The sequence below is a fragment of the Galbibacter sp. genome, assembly GCF_048266365.1.
GTDB lineage: Bacteria > Bacteroidota > Bacteroidia > Flavobacteriales > Flavobacteriaceae > Galbibacter.
In genome coordinates this window covers 304,601-320,726 of record NZ_JBLWZP010000001.1, presented here as the reverse complement: position 1 = coordinate 320,726, position 16,126 = coordinate 304,601, and the positions used below count along the sequence as shown (strand labels likewise).

15 protein-coding genes and 1 tRNA gene are annotated in these 16,126 nt (G+C 38.1%); 9 read left to right on the top strand and 7 right to left on the bottom strand.

Annotated elements, in window-relative coordinates; genetic code table 11:
- Positions 1–556: 556 nt before the first annotated feature.
- The 3 genes from ACN0TV_RS01495 to ACN0TV_RS01485 are packed head-to-tail and all read right to left on the bottom strand — an operon-like array spanning position 557 to position 5,003.
- Positions 557–3,703: a CHAT domain-containing protein gene (locus ACN0TV_RS01495; protein WP_417359404.1), complete on the bottom strand. Its 3,147-nt coding sequence runs from the start codon at positions 3,701–3,703 to the stop codon at positions 557–559.
- 45 nt (positions 3,704–3,748) lie between these two features.
- Entirely contained in the window at positions 3,749–4,465 is a 717-nt protein-coding gene (locus tag ACN0TV_RS01490; RefSeq protein ID WP_417359402.1) for a tetratricopeptide repeat protein, read from the bottom strand.
- Positions 4,458–5,003, bottom strand: coding sequence for an RNA polymerase sigma factor (locus tag ACN0TV_RS01485; RefSeq protein ID WP_417359400.1), 546 nt, complete (start codon positions 5,001–5,003; stop codon positions 4,458–4,460). The genes ACN0TV_RS01490 and ACN0TV_RS01485 overlap by 8 nt, the downstream gene beginning before the upstream one ends.
- Positions 5,004–5,324: 321 nt before the next feature.
- Between ACN0TV_RS01485 and ACN0TV_RS01480 the strand changes: the two genes are divergently transcribed.
- The 6 genes from ACN0TV_RS01480 to ACN0TV_RS01455 all read left to right on the top strand — a co-directional run bounded on the left by ACN0TV_RS01480 (position 5,325) and on the right by ACN0TV_RS01455 (position 10,582).
- Positions 5,325–5,612, top strand: coding sequence for a hypothetical protein (locus ACN0TV_RS01480; RefSeq protein WP_417359398.1), 288 nt, complete (start codon positions 5,325–5,327; stop codon positions 5,610–5,612).
- 27 nt (positions 5,613–5,639) lie between these two features.
- Positions 5,640–6,365: a lipocalin family protein gene (locus tag ACN0TV_RS01475; protein ID WP_417359396.1), complete on the top strand. Its 726-nt coding sequence runs from the start codon at positions 5,640–5,642 to the stop codon at positions 6,363–6,365.
- Positions 6,366–6,395: 30 nt separating this feature from the next.
- On the top strand, positions 6,396–7,133 hold the full coding sequence (locus ACN0TV_RS01470; protein WP_417359394.1) for a lipocalin family protein: 738 nt from the start codon (positions 6,396–6,398) through the stop codon (positions 7,131–7,133).
- 195 nt (positions 7,134–7,328) lie between these two features.
- Entirely contained in the window at positions 7,329–7,829 is a 501-nt protein-coding gene (locus ACN0TV_RS01465; protein WP_417359392.1) for an outer membrane protein, read from the top strand.
- A gap of 71 nt (positions 7,830–7,900) precedes the next feature.
- Positions 7,901–9,157, top strand: a complete 1,257-nt coding sequence (locus ACN0TV_RS01460) for a hypothetical protein (protein ID WP_417359390.1) — start codon at positions 7,901–7,903, stop codon at positions 9,155–9,157.
- 147 nt (positions 9,158–9,304) lie between these two features.
- Positions 9,305–10,582: a hypothetical protein gene (locus ACN0TV_RS01455; RefSeq protein WP_417359388.1), complete on the top strand. Its 1,278-nt coding sequence runs from the start codon at positions 9,305–9,307 to the stop codon at positions 10,580–10,582.
- 428 nt (positions 10,583–11,010) lie between these two features.
- On the opposite strand, the gene ACN0TV_RS01450 is transcribed toward ACN0TV_RS01455, so the two are convergent.
- Positions 11,011–12,006, bottom strand: coding sequence for a hypothetical protein (locus ACN0TV_RS01450; RefSeq protein WP_417359386.1), 996 nt, complete (start codon positions 12,004–12,006; stop codon positions 11,011–11,013).
- A gap of 110 nt (positions 12,007–12,116) precedes the next feature.
- Here ACN0TV_RS01450 and ACN0TV_RS01445 point away from each other — a divergent pair, with 110 nt between their 5' ends.
- The gene (locus ACN0TV_RS01445; RefSeq protein WP_417359384.1) at positions 12,117–12,500 is read left to right on the top strand and encodes an RNA-binding S4 domain-containing protein; all 384 of its coding nucleotides are present in this window, start codon (positions 12,117–12,119) and stop codon (positions 12,498–12,500) included.
- Positions 12,501–12,588: 88 nt separating this feature from the next.
- On the top strand, positions 12,589–13,092 hold the full coding sequence (locus tag ACN0TV_RS01440) for a phosphoribosyltransferase family protein (protein WP_417359382.1): 504 nt from the start codon (positions 12,589–12,591) through the stop codon (positions 13,090–13,092).
- Here the strand turns inward: ACN0TV_RS01440 and ACN0TV_RS01435 are convergent.
- Positions 13,084–13,596 carry a shikimate kinase gene (locus ACN0TV_RS01435; protein WP_417359380.1) on the bottom strand — a complete coding sequence of 171 codons (513 nt, stop codon included), beginning with the start codon at positions 13,594–13,596 and terminating at the stop codon, positions 13,084–13,086. The genes ACN0TV_RS01440 and ACN0TV_RS01435 overlap by 9 nt on opposite strands.
- A gap of 156 nt (positions 13,597–13,752) precedes the next feature.
- Between ACN0TV_RS01435 and ACN0TV_RS01430 the strand changes: the two genes are divergently transcribed.
- A tRNA-Lys gene (locus ACN0TV_RS01430) sits at positions 13,753–13,825 on the top strand.
- A gap of 357 nt (positions 13,826–14,182) precedes the next feature.
- Here ACN0TV_RS01430 and ACN0TV_RS01425 read toward each other — a convergent pair.
- Together ACN0TV_RS01425 and ACN0TV_RS01420 are read right to left on the bottom strand one after the other, a co-directional pair.
- Entirely contained in the window at positions 14,183–14,719 is a 537-nt protein-coding gene (locus tag ACN0TV_RS01425) for a hypothetical protein (protein WP_417359378.1), read from the bottom strand.
- Between the two features lie 95 nt (positions 14,720–14,814).
- A complete protein-coding gene (locus tag ACN0TV_RS01420) occupies positions 14,815–15,915 on the bottom strand; it encodes a hypothetical protein (RefSeq protein ID WP_417359376.1) in 1,101 nt (366 codons plus the stop codon).
- Positions 15,916–16,126 lie beyond the last annotated feature (211 nt).

The window sequence follows — 16,126 nt, the reverse complement described above, 5'->3', positions numbered from 1 at the left end:
CGCTAAACCGTCTCTATATTCGTATTGCGTAATGTGCAGTTATGAAATTAGTGATATTTTTGTAAATCAGAATGATAACTATTATTATTTCCTGGATAGCGAAATAAACTACTTAGTTTCTTCATTATTAAGGTATGGATAGCGAAGCATTGATATTGGTAATGACTGAGCGTATGACTTTGCTTGGACTAATACTATTTAGGCATACAAACAATATGCTCAGGTTTTCCTAAAAGTGATGTCAGATTATCCCAGATTGTAGGATATACCATTGTTAGAAATTGAAGGATTTGTCAATGGTATGGTTAGGTATCAATAATGCGCCTGCCTATAGCTAATGGTATTCAAACAACTTTGAAATATGCTATAACTATAAACTGATGGAATTCTAGTACATGTGCTTATGGGCATAAAACAATCAAAGGTAACTTTGAGGTACACTGATTTGAAAATAGGCAATCATTTATTTGTTAAATAACTTTTAAATAAACCGCTAGGAGAATTTCTGATGTGGTTTTTGGTAACCGATATCTTAAAAAAACGTGACTGCTATTCGTTAATTGTCTTTACCCTTGATGCCTTTTTTCTTTTTTCTATTATAAGCAACAACTACTAGAATGATTAACAATACCGGCAAGCCAATGATAAAGGTAGGTTGCTTCCAAAAAGGCGTTGAAAAATGGATGGGAGAATCATCTCCTGACAAAACAAAACCTGCCCAATAGAAGGGATGCGCTAATTCTTGGTACTTTACGTTTTTAAGGTAACTTAGTTTGGCGTTTTTTAAAGCTTCACTTTTGGTTTGCCCCTGCTTTAAATACTCATAAAACAGTACCATTAATTCAGAAGTCTGTTGATCCGGCACTTTCCACAAGCTCATCACCGTACTCGATGTACCTGCATAGGTAAAGGCTCTGGACATACTCATCACACCATCGCCTCTGTAGACACCGGTTCCTGTGTTACATGCACTTAATACCGCCATATCGGCATTGAGTTGTAAACCATAAATTTCCGAAGTGGTCAGCTCGTTTGAAGCTTGGTCTTTAGAAAATAATATTTTATTGAGCATGGGGTTAAGCTTATCCAATTCGGTATGCGTAGCAAGGTGAATGATAGAAGCCTCATCACTGAGTTGAATGAGCTTTTGTTTGGTCGCTTCTTCTCCCAGGATAGGATTTCCTTCTACAATCTCACTAATAGAATAGACTTCCTTTTCATTGTCAAAAAGACTCGCCGTCTCATATTTGGGTGCAAAACCAACCCAATTATAACCATGCTGCCCTCCTATCTCCTTTTGCTTTTCATAGAGTTGTAGCGATCCTATATAATTGATGTTGTAGCTTGTTACCAGTGGCGCTTCATTGTAGTGCAAGACTTCAAAAGGAATTTGATTCAAAGATCGATCAAGTACAAATATAATATCCGTGATATTCGAAGGTAACTTAGGCAATAGTAAGGTTCCCAACTCGGATGATAAAGAGGTGATTTCTTTATGTCCGATCAACTGATCCCGAAGTTTTGTAACTGATTGCTCCCACCCCTTTTCAGCAATGATTTTATCATATGCGATCTTGCCCTTGGATACGGTTATTCGGTAAATGATCGTATCATTGATATAATACTCGACCAAGGCCTGATTATCAGCAAGGGTGTTTTCTTGATAAAAAGAAAGGTCCTCGGTTTGCTTAAACTCTATGGCCTGAACATATTTTGGATAGTCATCCTCTAAAACGGATGTGATGCTATCTAAGCCTTTTATATAAGCCAGCCGTTTATTGACCAGTTCTATTTGCTGAGCTTGGGTATCTTCTTTTGTTGTGCCAAGGGTATAAATTTGCTTGTTTATATCCGCTAACTTAATCTCCAGGGAATTTTGCTTCTCTATAATACGATCCGGCACCCCAAGTTCTTTTTTGATGCTCGAGTCATTGATACCGTCTAGAAGAACGGATGATTTATTAAGCTCCATCAACTTAAAGATGGTATTGATCACCGAGGGATCTTTACTTAAGTGATATTTTAGATGACACACCTCCATGGCGGTGTTGATAGACCCTACAATACTTTCACTATAATAAAGCTTGGATTCATTGTGTTTATAGAAAGCCTTTCCTGAAATGACTTCATCGATTAGCTTCGCCACATGAGAATAGGCCTTATTAAGACTGGCCGAATCCTGTTGCTCTTTGTATAAATTTAAATACAAAAGCATTTCCAAGGAACGTGATCTTAGTTTTATAACACCATCGGCATCACTGTTTTTCGCATCTAAAACACCTCTTGCACCTGCTATATAGCCAGCTGCACTGTCCAATGCTTTTAAACCCATGTAACCATCGGCTAACAATAATTGCGCATTAACTGTGCTCATATGATCACCTTCCAGGGCTTGTTTGTCTAATTCATAATAAATATGAGCATTGGTCACAGCGTTTTCATAGTCTTCCCTTTCCAGATAAAAATTCACCAGATTCTCATAGGCTGATAGCCTGGAGTAGACACGACCGGTGTTTTCAGCGGCCTCTACTGCACGCTTTAAATACACTTGGGCGGTATCGTAATTTTTGGCTTGAATTTCAACATTCGCCTTATCATTAAAAGCCTGCACGGTAAATTTGTTATCTTCCCCAAAAAAAGCAATACTTTCTTCCACGACCTTATCGATTACCCGGCGCGCATTTTCAAAGTCCCCCTTTGCTGCATAAATCCTGGAATAAGACATAGAAGGCAGTGATCGATAATAGACACTTTCTAATTTCAGGACATCATTTGCCAGTAAATACCCTTTTTCGGCATAGTATTCCGACTGCTCAATATCTTTAAGCTCAAAATAAACATCGGCTAGAAGCGAGTATAACATTACCAGAAAATCAGTTTCTCCTCTTGATTCGATCTGATAGTGAATGGATTCTTTAAAGTAATCTATGGACTTTTGTTTATTTGCAAACTGGCCTGCATTAATTAACGCAATATTAAATGCTAATTGAGATAACCTATAGGCATTAGGATGCTCAAATGTTTTGAGTAAGCCATAAGCCTTTTCCATATATTCCAAACTCAGTTCTGCCTTATCCATCCAGTGATAGCATCCTCCCACAAAATGGATCGTAGCGACATACATGGCCTTAAAACCGGCTTTGTCGTAATAGGTAATAGCCTTTTCACCGTAGGCTGCCGCAATCTCAGCCGCTTCATAGTCGTCTTTCTTTAGGCTGAGACGACTAAGGTTATCATAAGCCATGGCAACAATCTCATAGTTTGGTTGCGCTTTCTTTAATTGATCATCAATAATTTGCAAGATATTCTCTTTAGCACCAGGCTCGCCTACATAAAACCGTAAAAACTGCTGATAATAAAGCAGCATATCATAAAGCTCCTTATCGTCCAAAGCTTCAGTATTATAGGTGTCGATTAATTCTGTGAGAATCTTCAGGTCATCTTCTGCGCCACGAGAATGCCCGATGCGTATAAGATAAAGTTCTGTAGCGATCTTCTCTGAGGTAGATGCAAATTCCCCACTTGCCTTTAAGGCAGTAAATACAGAGTCGGCCTGTTTAAAGGCTTGAGGGTCGCCTGTGTGAAACTTATTATAGAAATAGGTTTCACCTTGTTCAAATAATGGAACATCTGTTGTGGGCTCTTGCGCAGATAATAATATGCAACAAAAGAATATAGCAAGCAAGAATGTAATTTTATCCATATTTAACGCGTAAATTTTGTAGTCCTTAAAGATAGTAAAACATTTCTACCTCAGCGTTTTTAGGATTTCTTTTGCTTGATGAGCAATTGGAGTCGAAGAATTTGCGACTTTTTCTAAATATAGAATGGCTTTTTCTTTATGCTCCAGTTTCAAATAGCCTAATGCTACATACCACTGTGCATTAGTCTTGTATTTTTGTGGTGTACTCCAATGGTGCAGTTCTAAATTCGCAACTGCTGTTTCTGTTTTACTGGCTGCCATTAAACTTATGTTTTGATAGAAGTAGGCGTAATCCTGGTCTGTTTCTTTGTAAAGCTCCCCAAATAATGAGGCAGCCTCGGTGTAGTTTTTACTATCGTATGCGTGGAAGGCTGCTTCCATCATAGGCATGTCAGCCTCGGAGTCTCCGCGCACCGTAGGTGCTATTACATTGGGATAGGCTTCAAAGTTTTGGGCATACAACTCTTGGAAATCAGGTTGCGCGTTATAAAAGAGGTATCCAATACCAACACCAATAAGCACAGCCACTGTGGCGGCATATAAATACCATTTGGTTCTAGGCGCTGATTTTTTATCTAACCCTGCGAATCGATCTTTTAAGAAGGCACTTTTTTCTTGGGCAATAGTCTGCTGGATTTCCAACTGCGCATGGAATTCCTTCTTGAATTCAGGATCTACTTCCAATAAGGTCTTTAATTCTAAGAACTCCTCATTGGATAGTTGTCCAGTAAAATATTGTTCTATTAAATCTTGTTTATTCATATTTTTTTGCCACAAATTCTTTTAATTGTCTTAAACATCTCGATTTTTGACTTTTCAGTACATCTTTAGAGCTATACCCTAAATAGTCTTGTATCTCGTCTAATGTCAAACCTTCGTAATAATACAATTCCAATACTTTTTTACACTTAATCCCCAGCTCGGTAAAGGCGCTTTTTAACACCTGCTGTTTTTCAATATCAATATCAACTTCAAATGTTCTAACCTCTTCATCTGCATGAATAATCAAATCATTGCTGATACGTGCTTTATTACTTTCCATTGCCTTGTACATCTTAAATTTACCGATGGCAAATAAATAGGTTTTTAAGGTGCTGGTTAGGTTATTGAGTTTTCCATTCTGTATGTTTTCATAAAAACTGATAATGGTCTCATGGTATAGATCCGAAATATCTTCTTCCGGAAAAGACAGACTTCTGGCAAATAGAAAAAACTCTTCTTTATAAGTAAGGTAGACCTGATCCAGGGTCTTTAGTTGTTTTTGTTTGAGTTGATCAATTAAATAATGGTCTTCAATCATTAATACGTTGGGAGGTTACAAAGTAAACATAAACAAAGTTAAACTTTTTTAAAAATTAAACTCTATAAGCCAGTGCAGATATCTGGATTAAAACATTAGCACTTAATAACTTCCAGATTTAAGCAAGTAAAAAAATGCAATTCAATCAATTATATTACGATTAATTATCTAAAAATCAATCCTTTATGTGTTTCAACTCATTTTTATTTATAGGATTAGCGGAACATAGAGGGTAACTAATCTTTTTTGTCCCCCTAATGATTTCACAATCAGGGTCTTGAAATTTAATTTGAGGTTTTAACACACTTTTCTTTTAAAAAAATGTTTACCTCCTTTTTCCTATGGTATAAATGGGTAGGAAAAATCGTAAAGAATATGTTGTGTCCTGTAAGATTAAGACTCGCTCATGATAAAATGGTGCAAGCACTAGATAAACTCATTTTACAATCAAGCCCGATTGGTGTTCTTGTTATGGTAAAAAACATGGTTATCAACCGCAATGGGTATAACGCTGGGGGTACTTGTCGCCTATACCATAAGCTGAGTCGCATTTCTACTTCGAAGGCACAAGTTAATAAGACCTACCAGGGCATCTCCCCTATATTTTAAATGTAAACACTAAATATAAAGCTAAACATGAAAACTAATTTTATTAAAATTAAACAAACCGGACGATGGGCCATCCTTTTATTTTTAACGATTACAATTGCAGCGTGCAGCAGCGATGATGATGGCCCAAGTAACCAAGCACCCGATAAAGCGATACTTCTAAACCCATCCAACCAAGCCAAGGATCTCGAGGCTAGTGAAGTCGAACTAAAGTGGCAAGCCACTACTGATCCAGATGGTGATGCTGTATCTTATGACATCTATCTGGACACGATACATCCGCCTGAGGCAAAAATTATGGGGGATATCTCTGAGACAAGTTTAAAGCTCACAGAGGATATTGAATTTGATAAAACCTACTACTGGAGTGTTGTCGCTAAAGATGAAAGTGGGGCTGAAAGCAACAGTAACATTGGGGTATTTTCTACAAGAGAACAAACTACAGCAGAATTGCTTATTGGAAAGTGGATCATTACTGGAGTGGAGCACAACTCAAACCCTGAAGACTTTGAATGCCTAGGCAAGTCCTATTTTCAGTTTGACCCTGATGGAAAGCTTACCCTAAATATATACTCTGGAGCTACATGCAATGATTCCAGTTCCGCGGTATTTGAATTCATCCTAACGGGGGCAAACACCATTACTGCTTCGCGAGGAACCGAACAATATTCCTTAAGCATTCTCTCCATAACAAAAACAAGTCTACGCCTGTTAGAGGAAGGCGTAATGACGTACCAACTCGAGCGCGAGTAATATAATTTATTACTAAAAAAAAACAATAAAATGAAAACTAATTTTTTTAAATTTTATAAATACCCTGCGTGGATACTTATCGCATCCTTAGCACTTATAATAAGTTCATGTAGCAAAGATGACGAACCAAGTAACCAAGCTCCAAGCCAAAGTTCTCTTGTTACTCCATCCAATCAAGAGAAGGATGTAGATATAAGTGAAGTTGAACTAAGCTGGAAAGCCTCTACTGACCCAGATGGTGATACAGTATCATATGACGTCTATCTGGACACGTTGCTTCCACCTGAAGAAAAAATTATGGGAGATGTATCCGAAGTTAACTTGAAACTGCAAAACGATCTTAAGTATAGCACAACTTACTATTGGAACGTTGTTGCTAAAGATCAAAGTGGAGCTGAAAGCAACAGCGAGATTGCAACATTTACTACCCGAGATGCGATGGTAGAAGATTTAATTGTAGGAAAGTGGTTTATGAAAAGTGCAGTTGTAAATGGAAACCAAGTTATCGTATCGGAGTGTTTAAGTCAAACGTATTTCGAATTTACGGCTGACCAGACATTGAGGTTCGTCCTTTATCAAGGATCCCCATGTGGTATTGCTGAGGACGAATTATATAATTACCAGATAACTAATGCAGGTAACTTAGTTCTAACCTTGTCAACAAACTCGACGGTCGAATCAAATGTAGAAGTTATTTCCATCACAGAGACACACCTGGAATTAGTGATCAATGAAGGTACACAATACAATTTAGAGCGAGACCAGTAAAATTCCAAAGCGGATATTAATGTAATGAAAAACAATAAGAAGTTTCATTAAACAAGTAGTGTTAGCTAGAGACACCTTTGTGTTGTTTTAAAGAGCACACACTCACAACACAAAGGTGCTCACTATGATCGAGCATCATAACACAGATTGAAAATTAATAAATCAAAAAAACATTAATCCTTAAACATAAACATTATGAATCTAAAATCAACAGTACTTGGAATTTTTATTATGGCACTTAGCCTAGGGTATTCGGTTAACGCACAAGAAAATACCCGAATTGGAGCATTATTAGCCTATGGAACAGAAATAGAAAGCATTGGTATTGGTGCCAACGCCGAATTTCCGGTTCTTGAAAATTTAACCATCTCTCCTTCGGTAATCTATTATTTACCAAAAGAAGAATCTGGTTTTAAAATGAACTGGATTGAAGTCAATGCCAATGCTAACTACTACTTTGTTTCTCAAGACAACATGGGAGTTTATGCCATAGGAGGACTAAACTATAGTCACGTTAAATTGGAGTACGATACTTCCTTTGCGTTTGCTGATGCTTCAGATGGGCGATTTGGACTCAACCTTGGAGCAGGCGCGAATTTTGAGCTTGGCGGTATCACTCCATTTGCTGAGCTTAAGTATGTTATTATTGATGGCGGTCAATTGGTCATTGGCGGCGGAGTTAAATTTAATTTATAAAAATTAGAGAGGTAATTCCCAACATTAAAATTATCTAATTCAAATAGTATAATATAAAAACAATGAAAACAATGAAAATTTTTAGAAACACACAAAAAGTAGCTACAATTGCTCTTGTATCATTAATGATATTCGCTTGTAGCTCTGAGGACGATGTTGATGAAACATTGGATCCAACCGACCCAATTGAGGAACTAGTAGAACCGATTATTTTGGATTGTGGTATTTTCTCAGAAGCCGAAGTCCATCTAACTGATGACCCAAATGCACCAGTAGATTATATCATGAATTGCGATCCGGAGGTCAATGGAAATCTTACAATTGACCCAGGCGTTGTGATCGCCTTCAAGAGTGATGCTGGAATGCGGATAGGAAAATCAGGTAATGGAAAAGTTCAAATGAAGGGTACAGCTGAGAAGCCGATTGTTCTTACAGGGGTAAATAAGTCCAAAGGATCATGGAGAGGTATACAGATCTCAAGCGATAATACGGCTAACGTAATGGAATATGTAACCGTAGAATATGCCGGACAAACCGGTCGTGGTGGATGGGCCCTGCAAGGCTCTGTTATCGGTACCGTTGGTGGGACGATGAAAATGGATCATTGTACTATTCAGCATGGGAATCTCATTGGTTTACATTGGGTAGGTGGATCACTTAACGCAGGAGACTTAACTTTATCCAACAGTACCTTAACCGGTAATGACACTCCTGTGGTAACTAATATAAATCACGTCAGTTCCATTGACGGCAGTAATTCCTATACCGGTAATACAAATGACTACATTGAATTGAAAAACGGTGGCGGTGCGTATAGAGACGTAACTTTTCATAAAACCGATGTCCCTTTTTTCACTAATGGATTTGGTCCTGATAATGAAGAGAAACGCAGGTTTACCTTTAAACCTGGTGTTACTATGTTAATGGAAGCCGGAAGTTTGATCAGGTTTCAAAATGCTTTTCACTATAACCATGAAATCATTATGGTGGGAACAGAGGATGAACCTATTACAATTAAAGGAAAAGAGGACGTCGCAGGATATTGGACAGGTATCAAAATCGATTATACGACTAACCCATTAAATGAGATGGCGTTTGTGGATATTGCCAATGCAGGAGTAACCACAGGCAATCCTAATGGAGCTGTTCATATTGCAAGTAGCGATGTATATTTAAACATGCATGATGTTAACTTTATTGATTGTTTCGAGTATGCCGTAAGTATTGAGCGCCCCACTGCAATCAATTTCACTTACAACAATCTGAATTTGATCAATACTCCAAAATTATTCTCAGATTGGAGCGGATCTGAATTAGTAAATCCATAAAACACATATTTATTTATGGCTTGTAATACGCAGGAGTGCTGCAAAATTGCGCATTCCTGCAATTACTTACAAAACGGCAATAAAACAATAAATTATATGTCTGTAGGTATTGTTATAAATGCATAAACCAAATTAAAAATCACTATTATGCAACCTTATTTATTCACATACGTTAAAAGAGCAGGAATTCTATTTTTTATATTGTTCTTGTTGTTTTCTTGTTCCAAAGACGATGGACCGACTAAAGATCCTGATCATTTAGAAAAACACCAATTAACGCTTACTGCCAACAACATGGAAGTTGAAAAAGGGGATACTATCACCTTTGAGACCACTGTTGACGGCAAAGCCGTTCTTGCCGATATATATATCAATAACAATAAAATAAGTGGTACAAGTCACATCTTCGAAAAAGCCGGTATTCATCAAATTGTAGCTAAAAAAGAAGGCTATACGGACAGCGAAGCGGCAGAACTAAAAGTATATCAAATAGACGTATATATTGCTGGAAATGAACGCAATGAAACAAAGGCTGTTGCGAAATACTGGAAGAATGGCAAAGCAATAACCTTATCCGATGGAAGCCAAGACGTCTATATAGAATCCATTTTTGTAGATAAGGGAGATGTTTATGTTGCAGGCTACGAAGTTGGGGACTTAGGAAGATATGCCAGATATTGGAAAAACGGTACGGCCATAAATCTTACCGATGGAAGTCAAATATCGAGGGCATTATCCGCTTGGGCAGCTAATGGAGATGTGTATATAGCCGGATACGAAAGAACCGATGGATTATTCATTGCTAAATACTGGAAAAATGGCATAGCCGTAGAACTCACTGATGGAAGTGAACATGCACAAGCTTATTCTGTGTTGGTAGATAACGAAGATGTACACGTTGCCGGAAGTGAATATAATGGTTCAGAAGACATTGCCACTTACTGGAAAAACGGTACGGCTGTTAAGCTTACAGATGAAGGCACGGAGTCATTTGCTTACGATATTTTCATAGATAAGGGTGATGTCTATATAGCAGGAGTGCTAAATAGGGGTTCAGAAGACATTGCCACTTACTGGAAAAATGGCATAGCCGTAGAACTCACTGACGGAAGTCAAGAATCGGCACTACATTCCATTTTTGTACATAATGGAGATCTGTACGCAGTCGGAGTAGAATCTTCTACAGCAAAGTTCTGGAAGAATGGAAAAGCCAAAGCGCTCACAGATGGAAGTAAATCCGCAATTGCCAATTCAATTTTTATAGTAAACGAAGACATCTATATTGCCGGATATGAAAATGGTGACGGCAGATCAAGAATCAATCTGAGATACTGGAAGAACGGTAAAGCTATAACTCTACCCGATGTGAACGAAAATTCCTATGCAACATCCATTTTTGTGACACGTTCATTAGGCGAAAATTAAGCGGTTAGAGACATTCAACATGGAAAAGGCATCTTAGTCATTCGATTGGCTGGAATGGAAACCTAAGCTCATTTGGATTATTTCAATACAGTTATCTTTTCCAGCAACAAATGCATCATATATGGCCAATGTGTTATCATTAAAAACCCCAACCTACACTTCCAATAAAATCGTGTTGAAACCTTGATTTAAACATGGAAAACTATGGGATTAGTCGCCATTGCCCCATGATACCTACTGGCTGACTAATTATGAAAACATGAAATTCAGTAATGAAACCGATTTTGTTTTCATAATGTTCCTGCTTTGGCCGATGTACAACGCCAGAGCAGGTTTTTTATACGACAAATCGGCTTTATGAAACTCGGTTTTAAGGCATTCACATCAAAGCCCTTGCAACACTCTAAAGTGTTGATGTTAAGCCTTAATTAGATACCACTCCCTATTTGATTATCGGGATCTAGGTAATCATAGATACCATCACCGTCACTGTCATCAGGAATACCGTCTCCATCACCTTCATCTATAATACCATTGTTATTGTTATCCGGAAGTACATCATATTCATAAATGGTTAGGATACCATCATTGTCGTCATCTGCATCCAAATAGTTTGGTATACCATCGCCATCGGTATCATCATCTCTTGGATCTCCATTACCATTTACATCTTCCATACTTGATGGGATTCCATCGGGTGAGCTTACATTACCCCCTGCAGTATAGTCATATATATAATCTTGATCTATCTGATTAAAAGCTAACATATCTACCTTAAAAATAAAGGGTTTGTAGTTTCCGCTTCTGTAATACGCAAGTCCAGCCGGTACAAAACAGGCTCCGATACCATAATCGTTATTCCATGTCAATGTTCCGTCTGCGTTTTCTACGTAACCACTACCCACGTGTAAATCCAGAATTAAATGAGTGAAGCCTTCTGTGAATTGATACATTTGTTGAGGATCTGTTGATAAGGTTGGACTAGAAAATTCTACTGCTGAAGCATCCACGATTGTACCATCAGGGTTGCTAGCCTCATATTTAACTACGACCTGATCACCTAGAAGTGGCTTGTCACCAGTACCCTGTCGGACATTTAAAATGTACATTTTATGTGGCACGTCATCAACTGAAACCACCATGTCTTTAAGTTCTGGTCTATCTATCAGTGGAATTTTATCGGCATTATCTCCTGCTATAGTATCAAACACAATTTTATAGTCAAAACCTTCTGTCGGGTTTGCAAACTCTTCGTAATTATAAAAATGAGTTTTTAAATAAGCTTGTAATTCTGTCTCATTTTCAGCCGTTACCTCAGAAAGATCTCTAAGTGTCGGTCCATCAGGATTATTATCGTCATCGCTTTTACAAGCCATTAAGGCAAGTAGGGCCATTGCGGCAAATCCTACAAATTTTATCTTCATCAATCTTGCTTTTACTTTCTTAAATGTTATATTCAACATATACAGGTGCGCAAGATACTATTTTCTAGTATTTTTGCTTCAACGTTAACGAAATTTTTTAAATTATCATTATGCGTGTCGATAAATATCTGTGGTGTGTTCGTTATTTTAAAACCAGAAACATTGCCACTACAGCATGTAAGAAAGGTCATGTTCGCGTAAATGGCCAAAGTGTGAAGTCTTCCAGGGAGGTATATCCTACGGATAAAATTGTGGTGCGTAAAGATCAGATCGATTATCAATTAACTGTTCTGGATATTCCCCAGAGTCGTGTCGGTGCCAAATTGGTGGATATCTATCGTATAGACACCACTCCTAAGGAGGCTTTTGAACATTCGGAACTATTGCAGTATTCCAAGGAATACTATCGTAAAAAAGGTACCGGGCGTCCTACCAAAAAAGATCGTAGGGATATTGATGATTATTTGGATGAGACCCCAACGAAAGAGATCTGATTTTTTTCCTAAAGGTTTTAAAGAAAGCCCTTGTGTTGCACAATAGATTTTGACATTATATCCTATCTTTGAAAAAACATTTTTGGTTATGACAACTCTAGAAAATAAAATTCTTTCTCACCAAGAGATTCAGCATAAGATTAAACGTATAGCGTATCAGATTTATGAAACCTATGTAGATGAGGATGAAATCGTAATTGCCGGAATTGCTTCTAGTGGATTGGAATTAGCTAAAAAGATTGATGAGAGCTTTAGTGAAATATCAGATATCAAAACTACCTTTTGTGAGGTCACAATAGACAAAACAAACCCGTTAAACCCTATTATCACTTCCTTGGATAAATCTGCGTACGAGAATAAATGTGTCATCTTAGTGGATGATGTATTAAATTCCGGGAGCACCCTAATATACGCCGTTCGTCATTTTTTAGATGTTCCTCTTAAGAAATTAAAAACTGTAGTCCTGGTCGATCGAAATCACAAGAAATTCCCGGTAAAAGCTGATTTTAAAGGGATCTCACTTTCAACTTCGCTTCAAGAGCATGTTGATGTTGTTTTTGAGGAAGGAAATGACGCAGTTTATCTACGATAGTTTTTCACTTACCTCAGCTGCGAGTTCTTCAGGAGTTTGATTTACTACATTTACAATGTGAGGAGCCTGCATGTAATAAAAATTGCGTTCAAACAGGTGTTTTCTAATGAATTCAGAAAGGTCCGCGTCTGCTATGTCTTTAATTAACGGACGGTATGCTTTTTCAGGTTTTAATCTACTGATGAGTTTATCTACTGAGAGTTTTAAATAGAATACATTTGGTGAGGCTTCTACAATAGTTTGCATGTTGGTGCCAAAACAAGGAGTTCCACCTCCCAGGGATACTACAACGTTTGGATTTTCATCGAGCAGCTCACCTAAGTATTGGGTTTCTTTGTTTCTAAAATACACCTCCCCTTTTTGTTTAAAGATTTCCGGGATACTTCGATTTTCTTTAGCTTCAATATAATTATCGAAGTCTATAAAATCCATTTCCAATTGTTTGGCTAAAACCTTGCCTACAGTGGATTTTCCACTCCCCATATATCCAATTAATACAATCATACAAAAAACTTAATTCGTTAATTTTCACTTCTTTAAAGATGACCCTTAAAAAAAAGACAAATTTATAGTAAAAATGACTTGAAAAATAAATAAATGATCTTATATTTGCACCCGCTAACAGAAAAGTTAGCCAGTGTTAGAATAACATACTGTAATGACTCGATAGCTCAGTTGGTAGAGCACAACACTTTTAATGTTGGGGTCCTGGGTTCGAGCCCCAGTCGGGTCACTAAAGAGCTCAATCGAAAGATTGGGCTTTTTTTATGCCTTAAATTTTAGACAGTATAATTATTCATGTTCCCATAATCCCTTGTCATCTCTTGGACAATTCGTTGAATGTGTTTTCAAAGACTGGGATATCATTCACTGCAGTATCCCAAATTATTCTTGAAAATAAAGGTATTGAAATACAAGTGAGAAAGCCAGTTATCGAAACGATATTTCGGTAACCCCTTTACTAAAGGCTTATGTTTTTAGATAAGGAATTTTTTGAATCAAAACCAAGAAGTTTAATCAGCAATAAACCCCCTGAGAATATTCAGCGGGTTTATCTTTTGAAAAGTAGGCGTAGCGTATTCCTATTTCTTTAGAATTTATAAGTCACCCCTGCATTCAATACCGATACTCCATAACCCAACTCAGCGTAGGCACCGATATGCTCAGTGAAAAACCAGCGTCCTCCTAAAAATCCAGTAAAACCAAGGCCGCTACCATAGCTATTCGCCAATGAGTTATCGCTATCCGACGAGTATTTTACAATATTATATCCGAGCATTATCCCGCCATAGAAGTCTAGCTTTGGCACGTTGGTAAAACCGTTGTAATGATAGGCACCCCTTACTCCCACGATGGTATAGTTCCATTTCGCTGTATACCCCAGGTCGGTATATTTGTACCCGGTGTTTCCTACATAACCACCTAGGCTGATCACGCCCGGGCCGCCGATATCCCACATACCGTGGTCAACGGATATGGATATGGCAGGTCGGGCTTTTCCAAGACCTCCCAAAGCAGTACCTAATCCGATACCGAGATTGGCCGTTGTGGTACCATTTTGAAATTGCTGAGCCTGAGCAGTGACGGCGATAATAACGGCCATAAGTGTAAAGATTGCTTTTTTCATGATTTACGAATTTGTTCTTGAAGTTTGTTATGAATTATTCAATAGGTATGGTAAAACAAGGGCGTTTGATTCTCGCCCTTGTTTTATTCACTAAACTAATTACTCGAGTATAATATGTTCGGGCTTTGCTCCCAATTAGGGATTGCACCATAGGCATTACGAAGGCCTTGCCAATCTCCTGATACTGGGGAAGTGGTGCTCCCGTCTCCGTTAGTATCGCCTCCATGGTCATCGTCTTTGTAAGAAGTCAGGATTGCCGTAGGATTGAGGATAATATTCTGGGGCGCATTTCTTTGAAGTCCTGCACTTGTACTCATAAATTTCACAACTACATCGGGTCCGATATTGATTGTAGCAGAATTGTAGACCTGATAATTCTGATCCACTACATAGGGCACTTCCGTATTGTTCCAATCCACCGTCATATCAAGTACTTGACCGTATAAATAGATGCCATTATTTGTGTTGGTTATCGAAGGGTCTTCCGGGTTGTGGAATACATTGCTCGGATCTAAGGTGTAGAATGCATTAAAATAAATAGGCTTTCCATTATCGTAGAGTGCGTTATTGGTAAACTTACTTACCTTGGCATCTGTCATACCCGTGCTCCCGTGAAAGGCTTGGGAATCGTGTCGGGTACCACTCATCGTGTGTGCGATTCTACAATGGTCGAAAGTAAATGCAACGGACTGTTGCCAACCAATATCTACCGCTCTATTCGTTCCACCGCTGCTTTGCCCGGCATAAAAAATATCGACAAATTTAAACACCGAACCAATTGTTCCTTGAAGGGTTAATGACACCCAATCCCCTTTTTCGGGTCCGGTCGCGTTTTCGTCACCATTAGTATCACCGCAATAATGGTCATCTGCAAGTGAGGTAAAGACAATGCGTTTGTCTGCCGTTCCTTCTGCGATGATTTTGCCCTGTTCAAGAATGCTGATTCTGGCATTCCGTACTTTTATCACAACGCCCGGCTCTATAGTTAGCACCGACTCAACCCTCAGGTCGAAACCGTCAATCACATACACAAAACCTGCCTGCCAAACAGTAGGCTCGTTAATTGTTCCTGATACTTCAATGATTTCACAAAAGGTAACCTGAGGTTCAGGGTTGATGTCGTCGTCTTTGCTACAGCTTGCCAGGGCAGCTGTTATCAATAACATTAGAAATGTTTTTCTGATGGTTGCTTTCATTTTGTTTATTTTTATTGTTTATAATTTTTATCCGGATGACGGTCAACAGAACGCGTTGATCACTTTCCTCCATTTGATAAAAACAAAAGTATGGTGGCAAAACTTCCCCCAATACCCCCCAAAGGGGGTTTTTAACAAAGGTGTCTACCACTACCTTTGTCTTAAGAACAATTAAAATAATCCCGAATAATCAAACAGGATGATAAAAAGA